Annotated in this window: 13 protein-coding genes and 1 tRNA gene; 7 read left to right on the top strand and 7 right to left on the bottom strand. The window is 69.5% G+C overall.

What is annotated here, in order from left to right; genetic code table 11:
- Positions 1 to 33 precede the first annotated feature (33 nt).
- Complete coding sequence (gene grpE / locus QT196_RS19120; RefSeq protein ID WP_168480253.1) at positions 34 to 693, bottom strand: nucleotide exchange factor GrpE; 660 nt, start codon at positions 691 to 693, stop codon at positions 34 to 36.
- A complete protein-coding gene (gene dnaK / locus QT196_RS19125) occupies positions 690 to 2,540 on the bottom strand; it encodes a molecular chaperone DnaK (protein ID WP_168480254.1) in 1,851 nt (616 codons plus the stop codon). Before dnaK ends, grpE begins: the two co-directional genes overlap by 4 nt.
- A gap of 289 nt (positions 2,541 to 2,829) precedes the next feature.
- Between dnaK and QT196_RS19130 the strand changes: the two genes are divergently transcribed.
- The 4 genes from QT196_RS19130 (at position 2,830) to QT196_RS19145 (ending at position 8,260) form a co-directional block, all read left to right on the top strand.
- Positions 2,830 to 5,097: a (Fe-S)-binding protein gene (locus QT196_RS19130; RefSeq protein ID WP_168480255.1), complete on the top strand. Its 2,268-nt coding sequence runs from the start codon at positions 2,830 to 2,832 to the stop codon at positions 5,095 to 5,097.
- Positions 5,098 to 5,262: 165 nt separating this feature from the next.
- Positions 5,263 to 6,582 carry a VCBS repeat-containing protein gene (locus tag QT196_RS19135; protein ID WP_168480256.1) on the top strand — a complete coding sequence of 440 codons (1,320 nt, stop codon included), beginning with the start codon at positions 5,263 to 5,265 and terminating at the stop codon, positions 6,580 to 6,582.
- Positions 6,583 to 6,655: 73 nt separating this feature from the next.
- Entirely contained in the window at positions 6,656 to 7,219 is a 564-nt protein-coding gene (locus tag QT196_RS19140) for a GNAT family N-acetyltransferase (RefSeq protein ID WP_168480257.1), read from the top strand.
- Positions 7,220 to 7,318: 99 nt separating this feature from the next.
- Positions 7,319 to 8,260 (top strand): Yip1 family protein, encoded by a 942-nt coding sequence (locus QT196_RS19145; protein ID WP_211117378.1) that lies wholly within the window; start codon positions 7,319 to 7,321, stop codon positions 8,258 to 8,260.
- 220 nt (positions 8,261 to 8,480) lie between these two features.
- Here the strand turns inward: QT196_RS19145 and QT196_RS19150 are convergent, their stop codons facing one another.
- The 3 genes from QT196_RS19150 to dcd form a co-directional block, all read right to left on the bottom strand.
- Positions 8,481 to 9,956, bottom strand: a complete 1,476-nt coding sequence (locus QT196_RS19150) for a ricin-type beta-trefoil lectin domain protein (protein WP_290356681.1) — start codon at positions 9,954 to 9,956, stop codon at positions 8,481 to 8,483.
- A 276-nt stretch (positions 9,957 to 10,232) separates the two neighbouring features.
- Entirely contained in the window at positions 10,233 to 10,730 is a 498-nt protein-coding gene (locus QT196_RS19155) for a phosphoribosyltransferase (protein ID WP_168480263.1), read from the bottom strand.
- A gap of 84 nt (positions 10,731 to 10,814) precedes the next feature.
- Positions 10,815 to 11,390, bottom strand: coding sequence for a dCTP deaminase (dcd, locus tag QT196_RS19160; RefSeq protein ID WP_085925586.1), 576 nt, complete (start codon positions 11,388 to 11,390; stop codon positions 10,815 to 10,817).
- A gap of 622 nt (positions 11,391 to 12,012) precedes the next feature.
- Between dcd and QT196_RS19165 the strand changes: the two genes are divergently transcribed.
- From QT196_RS19165 to QT196_RS19175, 3 genes are all read left to right on the top strand, one after another.
- A tRNA-Gly gene (locus QT196_RS19165) sits at positions 12,013 to 12,086 on the top strand.
- A gap of 350 nt (positions 12,087 to 12,436) precedes the next feature.
- A complete protein-coding gene (locus QT196_RS19170; protein ID WP_290355297.1) occupies positions 12,437 to 12,640 on the top strand; it encodes a hypothetical protein in 204 nt (67 codons plus the stop codon).
- Between the two features lie 2 nt (positions 12,641 to 12,642).
- The gene (locus QT196_RS19175) at positions 12,643 to 13,200 is read left to right on the top strand and encodes a pentapeptide repeat-containing protein (RefSeq protein WP_290355298.1); all 558 of its coding nucleotides are present in this window, start codon (positions 12,643 to 12,645) and stop codon (positions 13,198 to 13,200) included.
- Positions 13,201 to 13,303: 103 nt separating this feature from the next.
- On the opposite strand, the gene QT196_RS19180 is transcribed toward QT196_RS19175, so the two are convergent.
- On the bottom strand, positions 13,304 to 13,534 hold the full coding sequence (locus QT196_RS19180; RefSeq protein WP_211117662.1) for a site-specific integrase: 231 nt from the start codon (positions 13,532 to 13,534) through the stop codon (positions 13,304 to 13,306).
- Between the two features lie 26 nt (positions 13,535 to 13,560).
- Entirely contained in the window at positions 13,561 to 15,570 is a 2,010-nt protein-coding gene (locus QT196_RS19185; protein ID WP_290356682.1) for an AAA family ATPase, read from the bottom strand.
- Positions 15,571 to 15,689: the final 119 nt, after the last annotated feature.

Below are 15,689 nucleotides of genomic sequence, written 5' to 3' on the forward strand. Positions count from 1 at the left end.
TCCTTCCGCGCGGTTTTTGTTTCTGTCCTCACGTCAGCCCTCTTCCGGGCCACCGCTCTCCTCGTCCGAAGCCTTGGCACCCTTGGCGTCGTCATCGGATCCGGACTTGGGGCCCTGCGCGCCCGGCTGCGGCTCGGCGACGGCGACCCGCGCGGGGCGGATCGTTCGTTCACCGATGCGATACCCGGGCTGAAGGATCGCCACGCACGTCGTCTCGGTGACGTCCGGTGCGTACGAGTGCATCAGCGCCTCGTGGATCGTCGGGTCGAAGGGCTCGCCCTCCTTGCCGAACTGCTGCAGACCGAGCTTGGCGACCACGGTCTCCAGCGATTCGGCCACCGACTTGAAGCCGCCGACCAGTTCGCCGTGCTCGCGGGCCCGGCCGACGTCGTCGAGGGTGGGAAGGAGCTCGGACAGGAGGTTCGCCGCGGCGATCTCCTTGACCGTGATCCGGTCCCGTTCCACCCGACGGCGGTAGTTCTGGTACTCCGCCTGGAGCCGCTGGAGGTCCGTCGTGCGCTCGTTGAGCGCCGTACGCACCTGGTCCAGCTGCGCCTGGAGCGCTACGTCCGGTACGTCCCCGGCCGGGGCCGAGCCCGCCTTGTCGGCGGACTCGGCCTGCGCCGCGTCTTCGGGAGCGGCGTCGGAAGGGACGTCGGGCTTCTCGTCGAAGCCCGGGGTCTCCTCCGTCACGCGGCACCATCCTTCTTCGGCTTCTCGTCGTCGACGATCTCGGCGTCGACGACATCGTCATCGGCCTTGGCCTGCTCGGCACCCTCGGCACCGGCAGCGCCCTCGGCACCACCCTGGGCGTCGGCGTACATGGCCTGGCCCAGCTTCTGCGAGACGGCGGCGACCTTCTCGGTGGCGGTGCGGATCTCGGCGGTGTCCTCGCCCTTGAGCTTTTCCTTCAGCTCGGTGAGGGCTTCCTCGACCTCGGTCTTGACCTCGCCCGGGACCTTGTCCTCGTTGTCCTTGAGGAACTTCTCCGTCTGGTAGACGAGCTGCTCGCCCTGGTTACGGGCCTCGGCGGCCTCGCGGCGGGCGTGGTCCTCGTCCGCGTACTTCTCGGCCTCCTGGCGCATCCGGTCGACCTCGTCCTTCGGCAGCGAGGAGCCGCCGGTGACGGTCATCTTCTGCTCCTTGCCCGTGCCCAGGTCCTTCGCGGTCACGTGCATGATGCCGTTGGCGTCGATGTCGAAGGACACCTCGATCTGCGGGACCCCGCGGGGGGCCGGCGGCAGACCGGTCAGCTCGAACATCCCGAGCTTCTTGTTGTACGCCGCGATCTCGCGCTCGCCCTGGTAGACCTGGATCTGCACGGACGGCTGGTTGTCCTCGGCCGTCGTGAAGATCTCGGAGCGCTTGGTCGGGATCGTGGTGTTGCGCTCGATGAGCTTGGTCATGATGCCGCCCTTGGTCTCGATACCGAGAGACAGCGGGGTGACGTCCAGCAGGAGGACGTCCTTGACCTCACCCTTGAGCACACCGGCCTGGAGGGTGGCGCCGATGGCGACGACCTCGTCCGGGTTGACGCCCTTGTTGGCATCCTTGCCGCCGGTCAGCTCCTTGACGAGCTCGGCGACGGCGGGCATACGGGTGGAGCCGCCGACCAGGACCACGTGGTCGATCTCGGACAGGTTGATACCCGCGTCCTTGATCACGTTGTGGAACGGCGTCTTGCAGCGGTCCAGGAGGTCCGAGGTGAGCTGCTGGAACTGCGAGCGCGTGAGCTTCTCGTCCAGGTGCAGCGGGCCCTCGGCGGAGGCGGTGATGTAGGGAAGGTTGATCGTCGTCTCGGTGGAGGACGACAGCTCGATCTTCGCCTTCTCGGCAGCCTCGCGCAGGCGCTGGAGCGCCATCTTGTCCTTGGCCAGGTCGACGCCGTGGCCGTTCTGGAACTGCTTGACCAGGTAGTCGACGACGCGCTGGTCCCAGTCGTCACCACCGAGGTGGTTGTCACCGTTGGTGGCCTTCACCTCGACGACGCCGTCGCCGATCTCCAGGAGCGAGACGTCGAAGGTGCCGCCACCGAGGTCGAAGACCAGAATGGTCTGGTCGTCCTTCTCCAGGCCGTAGGCCAGGGCGGCCGCGGTGGGCTCGTTGACGATACGCAGGACGTTGAGGCCCGCGATCTCACCGGCCTCCTTGGTGGCCTGGCGCTCGGAGTCGTTGAAGTAGGCCGGAACGGTGATGACCGCGTCGACGACCTTCTCGCCGAGGTACGCCTCGGCGTCGCGCTTGAGCTTCTGCAGGATGAAGGCGCTCATCTGCTGCGGGTTGAAGCCCTTGCCGTCGATGTCGATCTTCCAGTCGGTGCCCATGTGGCGCTTGACCGACCGGATGGTCCTGTCGACGTTGGTGACCGCCTGACGCTTGGCCACCTCGCCGACCAGCACCTCGCCGTTCTTGGCGAAGGCGACAACGGACGGCGTGGTCCTGGCGCCCTCGGCGTTGGTGATGACGGTGGGCTCACCGCCTTCGAGAACACTGACGACGGAGTTCGTCGTGCCCAGGTCGATGCCGACCGCACGTGCCATTTCAATTCCTCCAGCTGACTTGAGTGGAACAGGCTCAAGAGTGCAGGACCAAAGAAAACCTGTCAACAGACCTGAGTCGGGCGCGCTCAAGTTTTATATCGCTCTTATCGTCACCACGGCTGCACCACAGGACGCCGGGGCCCCGCACAGGGTTGCCTTCGCGACGCAGATCACCGGCCGGGCGGCTTCATGGGGCGGAGGAGAATGGGTAACCTCAGCGGCAGACCAAAAAAGTTACCGCTTAGTAGTCCCCACTGTTTTCCGCTCTCGCAGGTACGAGGAGCCTCCCATGCAACTCGCCGCGATCATCGTGTCGCTGGTGCTCATCGCGGTCGCCGCGGCGCTGTTCGGCCGCGCCCTCCTCCAGATCTACCGGCACATGCGACTGGGTCAGCGGGTGCCCGCGGGCACCCGGACCGACGCGCCCGCCCAGCGGACCGTCACGCTGGCCAAGGAGTTCGTCGGCCACACCCGCATGAACCGCTGGGGCGTCGTCGGCGTGGCGCACTGGTTCGTGGCGGTGGGCTTCCTCACCCTGCTGCTGACGATCGTCAACGCCATCGGCCAGCTCTTCCAGGCCGACTGGCTGATCCCGTTCATCGGCGACTGGCTGCCGTGGGAGATGTACGTCGAGGCGATGGGCACGCTGACGACCGTCGGCATCATCGTCCTGATCGTCATCCGGCAGCTGAGCCGGCCCGGCAACGCGGGCCGCAAGTCCCGCTTCGCGGGCTCCAACACGGGCCAGGCGTACTTCGTCGAGACCGTCATCCTCATCGTCGGCTTCTGCATCGTGACGCTGCACGCCCTGGAGGGCGCCCAGCACGGCGTCGACCACTACGAGGCCGCCTACTTCGTCTCGTATCCGCTGGTCGTGGCCTTCAAGGGGATGAGCCTGGGCACCGTCCAGAACCTCACCTACTTCTTCGCCGCCCTCAAGATCGCAACTTCCTTCATCTGGATGATCACGGTCTCGCTCAAGACCGACATGGGTGTGGCCTGGCACCGCTTCCTCGCCTTCCCCAATATCTGGTTCAAGCGTGAGGCGGACGGCGGCGTGGCGCTCGGCGCGCTGCAGCCGATGACCAGCGAGGGCAAGCCGATCGACTTCGAGGACCCGGGCGAGGACGACCAGTTCGGCGTCTCCCAGGTCGAGCACTTCTCCTGGAAGGGCCTGCTCGACTTCTCCACCTGCACCGAGTGCGGCCGCTGCCAGTCGCAGTGCCCCGCGTGGAACACCGGCAAGCCGCTCTCCCCGAAGCTCCTGATCATGTCGCTGCGCGACCACGCGCACGCCAAGGCGCCGTATCTGCTGGCCGGCGGCGGCAAGGACATGGAGGGCAACGAGCTGGCGACCGCCGAACAGCTCAAGGACGTGCCGGCGGCCGCGCTGGCCGAGGCCGAGCGCCCGCTGATCGGCACCCTCGAAGAGAACGGCGTCATCGACCCCGACGTCCTGTGGTCCTGCACCACCTGCGGCGCCTGTGTCGAGCAGTGCCCGGTCGACATCGAGCACATCGACCACATCGTCGACATGCGCCGCTACCAGGTCATGATCGAGTCCTCGTTCCCGTCCGAGGCGGGCACGATGCTCAAGAACCTGGAGAAGAAGGGCAACCCCTGGGGCCTGGCCAAGAAGCAGCGTCTGGCCTGGGCCAAGGAGGTCGACTTCGAGGTTCCGGTCGTCGGCCAGGACGTCGAGGACCTCACCGAGGTCGAGTACCTCTACTGGGTCGGCTGCGCCGGTGCCCTGGAGGACCGCGCCAAGAAGACCACCAAGGCCTTCGCGGAGCTGCTGCACATCGCGGGCGTGAAGTTCGCGATCATGGGCGGCGACGAGAAGTGCACCGGTGACTCGCCGCGCCGTCTGGGCAACGAGTTCCTCTTCCAGCAGCTCGGCGCGGAGAACGTCGCGACGCTGAACGCGGCCTTCGGTGAGGACGACGAGGACGAGTCGACCAAGAAGCCGAAGTCCTCGAAGAAGATCGTCGCGACCTGCCCGCACTGCTTCAACACGATCGCGAACGAGTACCCCCAGCTGGGCGGCGAGTACGAGGTCATCCACCACACCCAGCTGCTCCAGCACCTGGTGGACGAGGGCAAGCTCACTCCCGTCACCCCGGTCGAGGGTCTGATCACCTACCACGACCCCTGCTACCTGGGCCGCCACAACAAGGTCTACACGCCCCCGCGCGAGATCATCGCCAAGGTGCCGGGCCTGCGGAACGAGGAGATGCACCGCCACAAGGAGCGCGGCTTCTGCTGTGGCGCCGGCGGTGCCCGGATGTGGATGGAAGAGCGCATCGGCAAGCGCATCAACAACGAGCGCGTCGACGAGGCCCTGTCGCTCAACCCCGACATCGTCTCGACGGCCTGCCCCTTCTGCCTCGTGATGCTGACCGACTCGGTCAACGGCAAGAAGAACGACGGCAAGGCGAAGGAATCCATCCAGGTCGTCGACGTGGCCCAGCTGCTGCTGGACTCCGTCAAGACCCCCGTCGACCCGGCGGGCGAGACGGAGCAGGAAGACACCCCGGAGCCCGAGCCGGTGAAGTAGCGGCCCGGGAAGCAGCGTTGACCGGCGGCCGGTCCCCTCGCAGGGGCCGGCCGCCGGCGTTGTCCACAGGCTGTGCGTGGACGTTGCGGGACGGCGGGCGACCGGGAAGCATCGGAAGCTGCGATGGACGACGACAACAGGGTTACGGGTGGGGTGGGAGACGGCATGGGACGACGGATTGCCGCGACGGCGGGGCTCGGGCTGGCGCTCCTGCTCAGCTCCTGCGGGCTGCTCTCCCCTTCGGGCGACGCGCGTCCCGCCGCGCCCCATCGCGCCTCCACCCTGCCGCGGGCGCGCCCCGTGCCAGCCGGCCACGGCAGCCGGACCGCCCAGGACTTCAACGGCGACGGCCACCCCGATCTCGTCCTCGACAGCCTGCTCGCGCGGGCCCGCGGCCATGACGACGACCCGGGCATCGGCATCGTCTACGGCTCCGCGCGCGGACTCGCCCCGGCCACCCGGGAGTTGCTCACCCCGGCCCGCCATGCCGCCCCCACCTCGGGCACCGTCCCCGCGTCCTTCGACGCCGAGACCGTCTGCGACCTCGACCGGGACGGCTTCAGCGATCTGGTCGTCACCACCGACCCGCCCTACGACGGCGTCGGCCGCCCGCCGGTCCCCGTCCAGCTCCTCTTCGGTTCACCGCACGGCCTCGGCGCCGCCCGCGCCGTGAAGCTCCGCATCCCGGACCGGGCGAGATTCGGCAACGAATGGCCCGACCAGCCGGTCTGCGGCGATTTCGACGGCGACGGCGCACCCGACCTGGCCGTCACCGCCTCCGGCCCCCGGATCAGCTATCTGCGCGGCCCGTTCACCCGCGGCGGCGCCCCCAAAGCGGCCGGCGCGCCCGTCGACATCCCCGGGACCGCCCTCGCGCCCACCGCGCCCCTGTCGTCGTCCGACCTCGACGGCAACGGCGCCGACGACCTCCTCGTACGGGCCGCCGACCCCGGCCGCCGCGCCCGCGGCCGGCTCGCCCTCGGCGGCCCCCGGGGCCCGGTCCGCGCGGGCCAGGGCGCCTACCCGCCCGGCTACGCCACGGTCTTCGGCCGCTTCACCAGGGGCGCCCGTGCGGTGACGTCCGTCACCGCCGACACCGACGGTCTGCTCTCCATCGGCGGCCGCCCGGGCAGAATCCGTACCGGCACGGGCGGGATACCCACCCTCGCCGCCGGTGATGTGGACCACGACGGAAACCTGGATCTGGTCGTGGCCGGCAGCCGCCCTGCCCTGCTGAGCGGCACCGCGAACGGGCTCTCCACGACCGCCCGCCGCCTGCCCGTGCCCCGTCTGCCCGGTTCGGGACGCCCGCACTCCACGGTTCTCGCCCTCGCCGACTTCGACGGCGACCACCGGGCCGACCTCGTCCTGCTCACCCGGCGCGACGGCACCCACGACAAGGTGACGGTGCTGCCCGGCGGTCCGTCAGGACTCGCCACGCGGCCAGCCTTCTCCTTCACCACGGCGGATTTCAGGGCTCCCTGACGGCCCGCCAGCTGATTTGTGGCCGGTGGCTAATACACTTGTCCCGGCGCGGACCGCATCCGAGCATGTCGCCATGAACACAGACACGGGCAGGGCCACGGCCGACGATCCGAGCGCGTTCGCACGCCCCGCCGCACGCGAGACGCCGCCCGCCCCGCCCGTCAGGGTCCGGCTCGCCCTCCCCACCGACGCCCCCGCGATCGCCGCAGTCCACCAGGCGTCACGGCAGGCCACCATGCCCTACCTGCCGCCCCAGCGCCGTACCCACGAGGAGGTCACCCGCTGGATACGGGAGATCGTGCTGCCGCAGAGTCACACCCTCGTCGCCATCCGTGGCGCGGAGCTGCTCGGCTATGCGTCCCTCCAGGGCGAGCTGCTCGAACAGCTCTACCTCCGTCCCGATGTCCGGCGCGCGGGCATCGGCTCCCTTCTCCTCGCCGAGTCGCGACGGCACCGCCCCGACGGCTTGTACCTGCATGTCTTTCAACTCAACACCGGGGCAAGGGCGTTCTACGCCCACCACGGTTTCCGGGTCGTGGCCGTCAACGACGGCAGCGCCAACATGGAGAACCTGCCGGACCTCACCCTCCGCTGGACCCCGGCCCCCGGCCCCGTACCCCCTCGGGGAACCCCCTAGGGGATGTCACAGGTCAGCAGCAAAGCGGGGCCCGATCCCCCGGCTCCGCCACTCGATCCACGCAGACCAGGTACTTTCGAGTACGTGGCTGGATTCAGGATGGGTCGCGGACGGGATGCCCGCCCCGCGCAGAACGGACAGCAGGGACAGCAGGGGCAGCAGGCTCCGTACGGGCAGCAAGGGCCGTACGGGCAGCAGCCCCCTTCGCAGCCTGGGCAATGGCAGCAGGCACCGCAGCAGTTCGGCGGCGGGCCGCAGGGGCAGCCGCAGCCGCACGGGCAGCACGGCGAGCCCGAGTACTTCGGCGACGGCGGCTACCAACCCCAGCAGTCCTACGCACCGTATTCGAACGACAACAACGCTGGTCACACCCAGCAGTTCAGCATCGGTGACGCCCCGGACGCCTACGGTGCGCCCACCGACCGGTACGACGGCGGCTCCGACGAGTACGGGGCGGGCGGCACCTACCGCGCCGGCCAGACCAGCGCGCCCCCGGCCGGCCCCCGGCTGCACTGGAAGCAGCTGCTGCCCGGCATCGTGCTGCGCCCCGACGCCACGTTCTGGCAGATGCGGGACCACCAGGTCTGGGCCCCGGCGCTGATCGTCACCTTCATCTACGGCCTGCTCGCGGTCTTCGGCTTCGACAAGGCCCGCGAGGACGTGCTCAACTCCACGCTCTCCAACAGCATCATCTGGCTGCTGATCACCGCTGTGATGTTCATCATCGGCAGCCTGATCCTGGGCGCGGTCACCCACACCATGGCCCGCCAGCTGGGCGGTGACGGCGCCTGGCAGCCGACCATCGGCCTGGCCATGCTGATCATGACGATCTCGGACGCGCCCCGGCTGCTGTTCGCGATGTTCCTCGGCGGCGACAGCACCCTGGTCCAGGTCCTGGGCTGGCTGACCTGGCTCGCCACCGGCTATCTGCTCACCTCCATGGTCAGCAAGTCGCACGATCTTCCGTGGCCCAAGGCGCTCGGCTCCGCCGCGATCCAGCTGGTCGCGCTGCTCGCCCTGGTGAAGCTCGGCACGCTGTAGGACCACACCGGCCACGGCAAGGGGCCCGCCCCGGAGCACTCGGCTCCGGAGCGGGCCCCTTGCCGTACGGGGGACGCTCCCCCGGCCGTCCGGCGCACCGCTCGGGCTTCAGGCACACCGCCCGCTCAGCCACACCACCCGGCCCTCACCACGCGGGCCTCAGCCGCACCTCCCGACCCCTCAGGCGAACCGCCCGGCCCTCAGCCGCTCGGCTCACCCCTCAGGCGAACCGCTGCCCGGCCGACCCGTCGCAGCCCTGCAACCGCAGCGGCTCCTTCGCCCCGGCCAGCGTCAGGCACAGCGACGGCGCGGCGGCCGGCCGGAGGGTGCCGCCGTCGGCCCGTACGAACCGCTGGTTGCCGGCGCCGGAGCAGTTCCACAGCACCAGCCCGGCCCCGGCCGCATACCGCCCGCCCGGCACATCCAGACACCGGTCCTGGGTCAGCTCCACATGCAGCGACCGCTGCTCCGGGTCGTACCACCAGCCCTGGCTGCGCTGACCATGACAGTCCCAGCCGCCGACCACCGTGCCATTACGGCTGGCGGCCCCGGTCGCATCCACACAGCTCCCCGTCCCGGCGTTCTTCAGCGGCCGGTACGCGTCGTCCCAGGCTTCCGGGTACAGCTTCGGCTGCCCGGTGCTCGCCGGGTCGGCACAGGCCGCCTCACGCAGCCCGGACGCGTACAGCTGGGTCAGACAGGACGCGAACGCGCCGTGCCCGCGGGCGTTCGGGTGGAAGGACTGCCGCACCGAATTCGAGTTCGGCGGGAAGGGGTTGGTGAGGTTCACATACAGCCCGCGGGCCCAGGTGTCCTCCATGCAGACCTCGTGCCCGTGGAACAGTCGCGAGGCGTCCAGATAGGTCGCGCCGCTGTCCCGCGCGGCCTTCCGCACCCCCTTCTCGAACGCCGGCACGGCGGCATTGCGCCCCCAGCCCGCATCGGAGGTGTAGCCGGTGCAGCCGCCCAGCAGCTTCCCCGGATACCGCGGGTTGTCCTCCACATCCGGCCCGATCGGGCTCGGATACGACATCACCACGAGCCGGTAGTCGCCGTCGGCGTACCCCGCGTCCCGCATCACGGTCCGCAGATCACCGACCGTCCGCTCGACCTTCGGCACCAGCCCCTCGACCCGCGCCTGCCAGCCCGGCTGGTACTTCGGCTCGCAGGTCCCCTGGAACAGGAACCACCGGGTGACGCAGTCCGTCATCACCGGCCCGAATTGGAGATCGTCGTTGGCGCCCGCCACCAGGAGCACCATCTTCAGCCGGGTGTTACGGGCCGCGATGGCGAGACTGTCGCTCTGCACCAGCTCATCGGCGTACTGCTTGCTGCCGCCGATCACGATGTTGCCGCTGCCCGCACCCGAGCAGGCGGCGTTGTACGTGACGTCCGCGCCGATCCCGGTCCGGTGGATCGCCGCGTCCGGCGACCGGTGGCACCAGTTGTCCGGCCCGTCCGTCCCCGGCTCGTACGTCCCGACGCCCTCCCCCGAGATCTCACTGTCCCCCAGCGAGATCAACGAGGTCTTGCGCTCCCCGAGCGGCCGCACGGCCGGATCCCCGTAGAGCCGGTCCGCCTCCCGCGCCCGGATCTTCTCCAGCCCGTCCGACAGCGGCTTGGCGGCCGTGGCACCGTCGGCAGTCGCGGCCCCGGGGGCAGCGCTCGCCCCACCCACCGCCACGGTGCACACCATGCTCAAGGCCGCCGCCGAGGTCACCACGACAGCCCTCAGCCGCCGCCCACCCCCCGCACGCGCCCCGTAACCCGCACTCCGCCCGCCTAACGCCCATCGCCCACGTCTCACACGCACCATGAGGCCTCCCCTCCGGTCTCCAGTTACCGCGGGTTCTAGTCGGAGGTAAGCAACGGCGGAACACCCGCAACACGATTGGCCGAAAGCGACACAACAAAAAGCCGGCCGGCCACCAACTCCCTTACGGGGAGCGGCGATCGGCCGACCGGAGACACCTCAGGCGTCGAGAACCTGCCCCGCGCGCCGCACCACCGGGGGCTCGACGCTCCACGGGAAGTTGATCCACTCGTCCGTGCGCTTCCAGACGTACTCGCACTTCACCAGCGAGTGCGGCTTCTCATAGATCACCGCGCTGCGGACCTCCGCCACCGTCCCCTGGCAGAAGTCGTGCACCAGCTTCAGCGTCTTGCCAGTGTCTGCGACATCGTCCGCGATCAGGACCTTCTTGTCGGAGAAGTCGATCGCGTTCGGCACCGGCGCCAGCATGACCGGCATCTCCAGGGTGGTGCCCACCCCGGTGTAGAACTCCACATTCACCAGGTGGATGTTCTTGCAGTCCAGCGCGTACGCCAGCCCCCCGGCGACGAACACCCCGCCACGGGCGATCGACAGCACGACATCGGGCTCGTACCCGTCATCCGCGATCGTCTGCGCCAGCTCACGGATCGCCCCGCCGAACCGCTCGTACGTCAGGTTCTCCCGCACGTCACTCACGTATCTCTCTCAGACCTTCTGTGTCCACACCCTCTGCCGCGCGCCCGCCCTGTAGAGCGCGCCGCCCACACCGCCGCGGCTGTGTCATACCTGCGTGCGGTGGAAGTTCTTGAACGACCGGGACGGCGTCGGACCGCGCTGCCCCTGGTAGCGGGAGCCGTACTTCTCACTGCCGTACGGGTGCTCGGTCGGCGAGGTCAGCCGGAACATGCACAGCTGCCCGATCTTCATCCCCGGCCACAGCTTGATCGGCAGCGTGGCTACATTGCTCAGCTCCAGCGTCACGTGGCCGCTGAACCCCGGGTCGATGAAACCGGCGGTCGAATGCGTCAGCAGCCCCAGCCGCCCCAGCGAGCTCTTCCCCTCCAGCCGGGACGCGAGATCATCGGGCAGCGTGATGACCTCGTACGTCGAGGCGAGCACAAACTCACCCGGGTGCAGGATGAACGCCTCTTCGCCCTCGGGCACGACCTCACGGGTCAGGTCCTGCTGCTCGACGGCGGGGTCGATGTGCGGGTAGCGGTGGTTCTCGAACACCCGGAAGTAGCGGTCGAGGCGTACGTCGATGCTGGACGGCTGCACCATCGACTCTTCGTAGGGGTCGATGCGCACCCGGCCGGCATCGATCTCGGCCCGGATGTCCTTGTCTGAGAGAAGCACGAGACGAGGATACGCGCCCGCACGGCGAGGGCCCGGCCCCCCATCAGGGAAGCCGGGCCTCGCCCACTTCTCGTCTACTGCCGGCCACTGCCTCTCACCCGAGGCGGACCGCCGCTCTCAGCGAAGCGCCGCGGCCTTCATGACCGCCACGGCACTCCCCTTGATCGCTATCGCTCTTCCCTGCTCGCTACTCACTACCGCTTCGCGTGCTCGACGGGCACCGAGTGCCGCAGCCGAGCACAGCGCGGGCAGCGCAACAGCCGTCCGGGACCGAGCCGGTCGGTGGTCTGCATCGGGAACGAAGCGGTGCTGAACACGTGGCCCTCGGCACAACGTACGACGGTGCGCTCCATCAAGTCCCTCTCCCAACTGCGTGGACAACAAAAGCCACATTAGGGGATGAACTGGGCGCTCTCACAAGCGGCACCCCGACGCCCAACCGTACGCCCCAACTCCCGCACCCCGCACCCGCATCCCACCCCCGAGACCACGGGCTCACACCCCGCCCGACACCCCCACCGAACACCCGTCTCACGGCATCCGGGCACGCCAAATGCACCGCAGGGCGGCGATGGGGTAGAGTGTGCGACGATGTTCCGCTCTCGATCCGAGGCGGGATTACGCGGGTGTAGTTTAATGGTAGAACATGAGCTTCCCAAGCTCAGAGCGCGGGTTCGATTCCCGTCACCCGCTCCATATGGAAGCCCCAGGTCAGCGACCTGGGGCCTGTTTGTTGTCTAGACCATTTCGCGACCGCGTGCCATTCGCGTGCCATAACGCACCGATTACCGCGCCGAATTGGCGCCCGCAACCTCCTCTGCAGCGACTTGATCGTCCGCCATCTCGAATCGCGAGACGCGATCTACGTGTCCTGCGTCACATACCGCTGGGTGGCCTGCAACGATGCACCTGCGAATAGCCACGGCCGAGACCGTTCTGCACCGTCTGCGGTTGAACGCATGCCATCGAGCGTCGAGCGCCCTCTGGTTGCGCGAGAACTGCGAAAGTCCAGGTGCGCTGTCAGTGCGCGGCTCTAGCGTGCGGCCATGACCTTCATGTACGTGCCGCCGGTCCCTGCGGAGCAGATCCGCCAACTGCCCACCAGAGACGTCGCGCTCCTCCTCCTGCAGCACCTCACGGACAGCAACAGCCGACATCTTCAGTTCGGCGGGCTGGTCAATTCGGCACGCCAGGCTTTCCAGAGCGAGCCCAATGAAGACGCACTACTGGACGGGCTTGCGGACGCTTAGACGTGGCTGGAGTCACGCGCCCTGCTGTCACGAGACCACACGCAGGCCGACGCCTTCCGACGAGTCTCTCGGGAGGGCAAGGAGCTGGCGGAGGACCCGGCCGGGATAGTTCAGTACCACCGCCGTTCCGCCACCACGGCCATGACGCCGACCCGGCCGGTCCGCCGGGAGACCCGCTGACGCTGCTCGCCACCGAAACCGACCTGACCGGACTCGACTTCACCGGCCTGGACCTGCGCCCGGCACTGCGCCGTGATCCGCGCCCACGGACGTTCACCCGCTGCACCTTCACCGAAGCCAACCTGCGCGGCACCCACCTCGTCGGCATCCGCTTCACCGAAGCCGACCTCGGCGGCGTCGACTTCCGTGACTGCATCCTCGAAGACTGCCGACTCGCCGAAACCAACCTACGGGCCGCCGACTTCACCGGCGCCGATCTACGCGGCGCCGACCTCGGCGAACTCACCATCGCCATCGCCGCACAGTTCCGCGGCGCGGTCATCTCCCCGGACCAGGCCGCCCAAATCTGCACCGCCCTCGGCCTGAACGTCATCAGCTGAAGCCACACCGCCGCGCGGGGCGCGGGCCGCGGGGCCGCCAGGGTAGGCGGGCCGGCCACGCTGGTCGCCCTCGTGGTCGGCGCCGGCGGCCTCAGCGCCAGACCTACGCCGGTACGGGATCTCCCAGGATTCCGCGCAGGACCGTACCCGCGGACGGCGAGGCTTCGGCTACCTGCCTCAGTTCCAGGTCGACGTCCTTGCGACGCAACTCCGCGAGTTCCTCGGGACGCATCGAGGCGAAGGCGCCAAGGAGGATCATCAGCCGCCAGCGCAGCCCGATCATGTCGGCTCCGCCGTCTGTGCAGTCCCGGAGGTGTCCGGGGCAGGTGGGCATGCGTCGGATGGTGAGCGTGCGGTCGGTCAGGTGATGGTGCAGAGCCGTTTGGTGGCCCGGGTGAGGGCGACGTAGAGGTCCCGCTCGCCGCAGGGACGGGCCGAAGCGATCTCCTCGGGGGCAGCGACGATGACGGTGTCGAACTCCAGGCCTCGTGCCTCGGAGGCGGGCACGAGGGTCGCCCACTCGGTGATCCCGGCGGCGGCCAGTTCCTCCATCCTGGGGTCGGCGCAGATCACTCCGCACAGGTCACCCGGGTTCGCCGCAGCCTGCGCCTTGAGTTCCCCGGCGATGGCGGTGGCGAGGGTGCGGGGATGGGCGGTGAGGCTGCGTGGCGCATCGCCGTGGCGGATCGAGGTACTGGGGCTCTGGTCGGGGGCGATCCGTGCGAGCAGGTCGCGGGTGGACGCCAGGATTTCCTGGGTGGTGCGGTAGCTGACGGTCAGGGTGTGCAGGGCGAATCGGGTGCCCAGGTGCGGGCCCAATGCCTCGGTCCAGTCGCGGGCGGTGGCAGCAGGGCCCGCCTGGGCGAAGTCGCCGACCAGGGTCATGGACCGAGCCGGGCAGCGGCGGACGACCATGCGCCACTGCATGGCGCTCAGCTCCTGGGCCTCGTCGACCACGACATGTCCGAAGGTGCGCGCGGGCGGGCCGTCCACCAGGCTCGTGGCCTCGTCCAGCAGCGGCAGATCGGCGCCGGTCCACGGCGCGTCCACCCTACGCAGCAGACGTTCGTGCTCGTGGCCGGTCAGCGACGGCAGCCGTGCTGCCAGCACGTCCGCGTCGGTGAGCAGAGCGTTGACGACGGCCTCGGGCGTCAGCCACGGCCACAGCAGTCCGACGGCGCGGTCCACCTGGACGCTCTCTGCCAGCTCCGCTCGCACGGTGTCCCGGTCGAACTCGTCGGCCACGTGTGCGGCCGGGCCGTCGAATCCGAGGGTGCGCAGGTCGGCCTGGGTGGCCCGGTCGAGGTCCAGGCCGGTGCTCTGGGCGACCTCGGCATCGATGCGCTCCAGCGCGTCGACGGCGCCACGCTCCACCGCGTCGATGACCGCGTCGATGAGCTGTTCCTTGAACACCTCCCGCGCCCGGTTGTGCGCCAATCCGCCCCGGACGGCCTCGTCCCGGGCCTCTGCGACTTCCTGGCGGTCCAGGCGGATCCATTCCTGGCCGACCTGCACGGCGAAGTCGCCGCTGGGCGCCTGGAGGGCGCGCACCAGACCGGCCAGCGCCTGGGCCATGGGGGCGTTGCCCTTGAGGCGTGCCACGTCGGCCGGGACGCCGGCGGTGGGTTGCGTCCCGGTCAGGTCCGCGGTGGTCGCCAGGACGACGTCGTTCTCGCCGAGTGAGGGCAGGACGTGGGCGATGTAGTCGAGGAAGCGGGTGTTCGGGCCGAGCACCAGGACGCCCTGCTCGGCGGCCCGGGGGAAGGCGTAGAGCACGTACGCCGCCCGGTGCAGGGCGACCACGGTCTTGCCGGTGCCGGGGCCGCCCTGCACCACGGTCACACCCCGGTGCGAGGAGCGCACGATCTCATCCTGCTCCACCTGGAGCGTCGACACCGCTGTGCCCATCCGTCCGGTGCGCTGCGCCTCCAGTGCCGCCACCAGCGGGCTGTCGCCGACGACGTCACCGGCGGTGGGTGCGGAGCCGTCGAGCACTTCATCCCTGACCTCGCCCACCGTGCGTTCTTCCAGGCGCAGGTGGCGGCGTCGGCGCAGTCCCAGCGGATGGACGGGGGTGGCCGTATAGAAGGGGCGTGCCGCATCCGCGCGCCAGTCCACCAGCAGGGGCAGCTCCCGGTCCTCGGTGTGCAGGCCGAGCCGCCCGATGTGCAGGACCGTGCCGTCGGCGTGGTCGATCCGGCCGAAGCACAGCCCCTCCTCGGCCTCTTCGAGACGGCCCAGCCGGCCGGTCAGGTACTCAACGGCGATATCGCGCGCATACACCTCGCCGGCGTTCTCGGCGGGTGCCTTCCGTACCCGCCTGAGCTCCTCGCGCACGTCGGTGAGCTGCTGGTCGAGCAGCTTGTACATGGCGGAGACATGGGCCTGTTCCGCCTCGGTCTGACCTGCGTACCCGGCGTCAACCTGCGACAAAGTGGGCCTCCTCGTGGTGCGGTGTGCGTGCGATCCCCCGGCGCTGTCCGGGCCGG

Source organism: Streptomyces sp. P9-2B-2, from assembly GCF_030406865.1.
Classification (GTDB): domain Bacteria; phylum Actinomycetota; class Actinomycetes; order Streptomycetales; family Streptomycetaceae; genus Streptomyces; species Streptomyces platensis.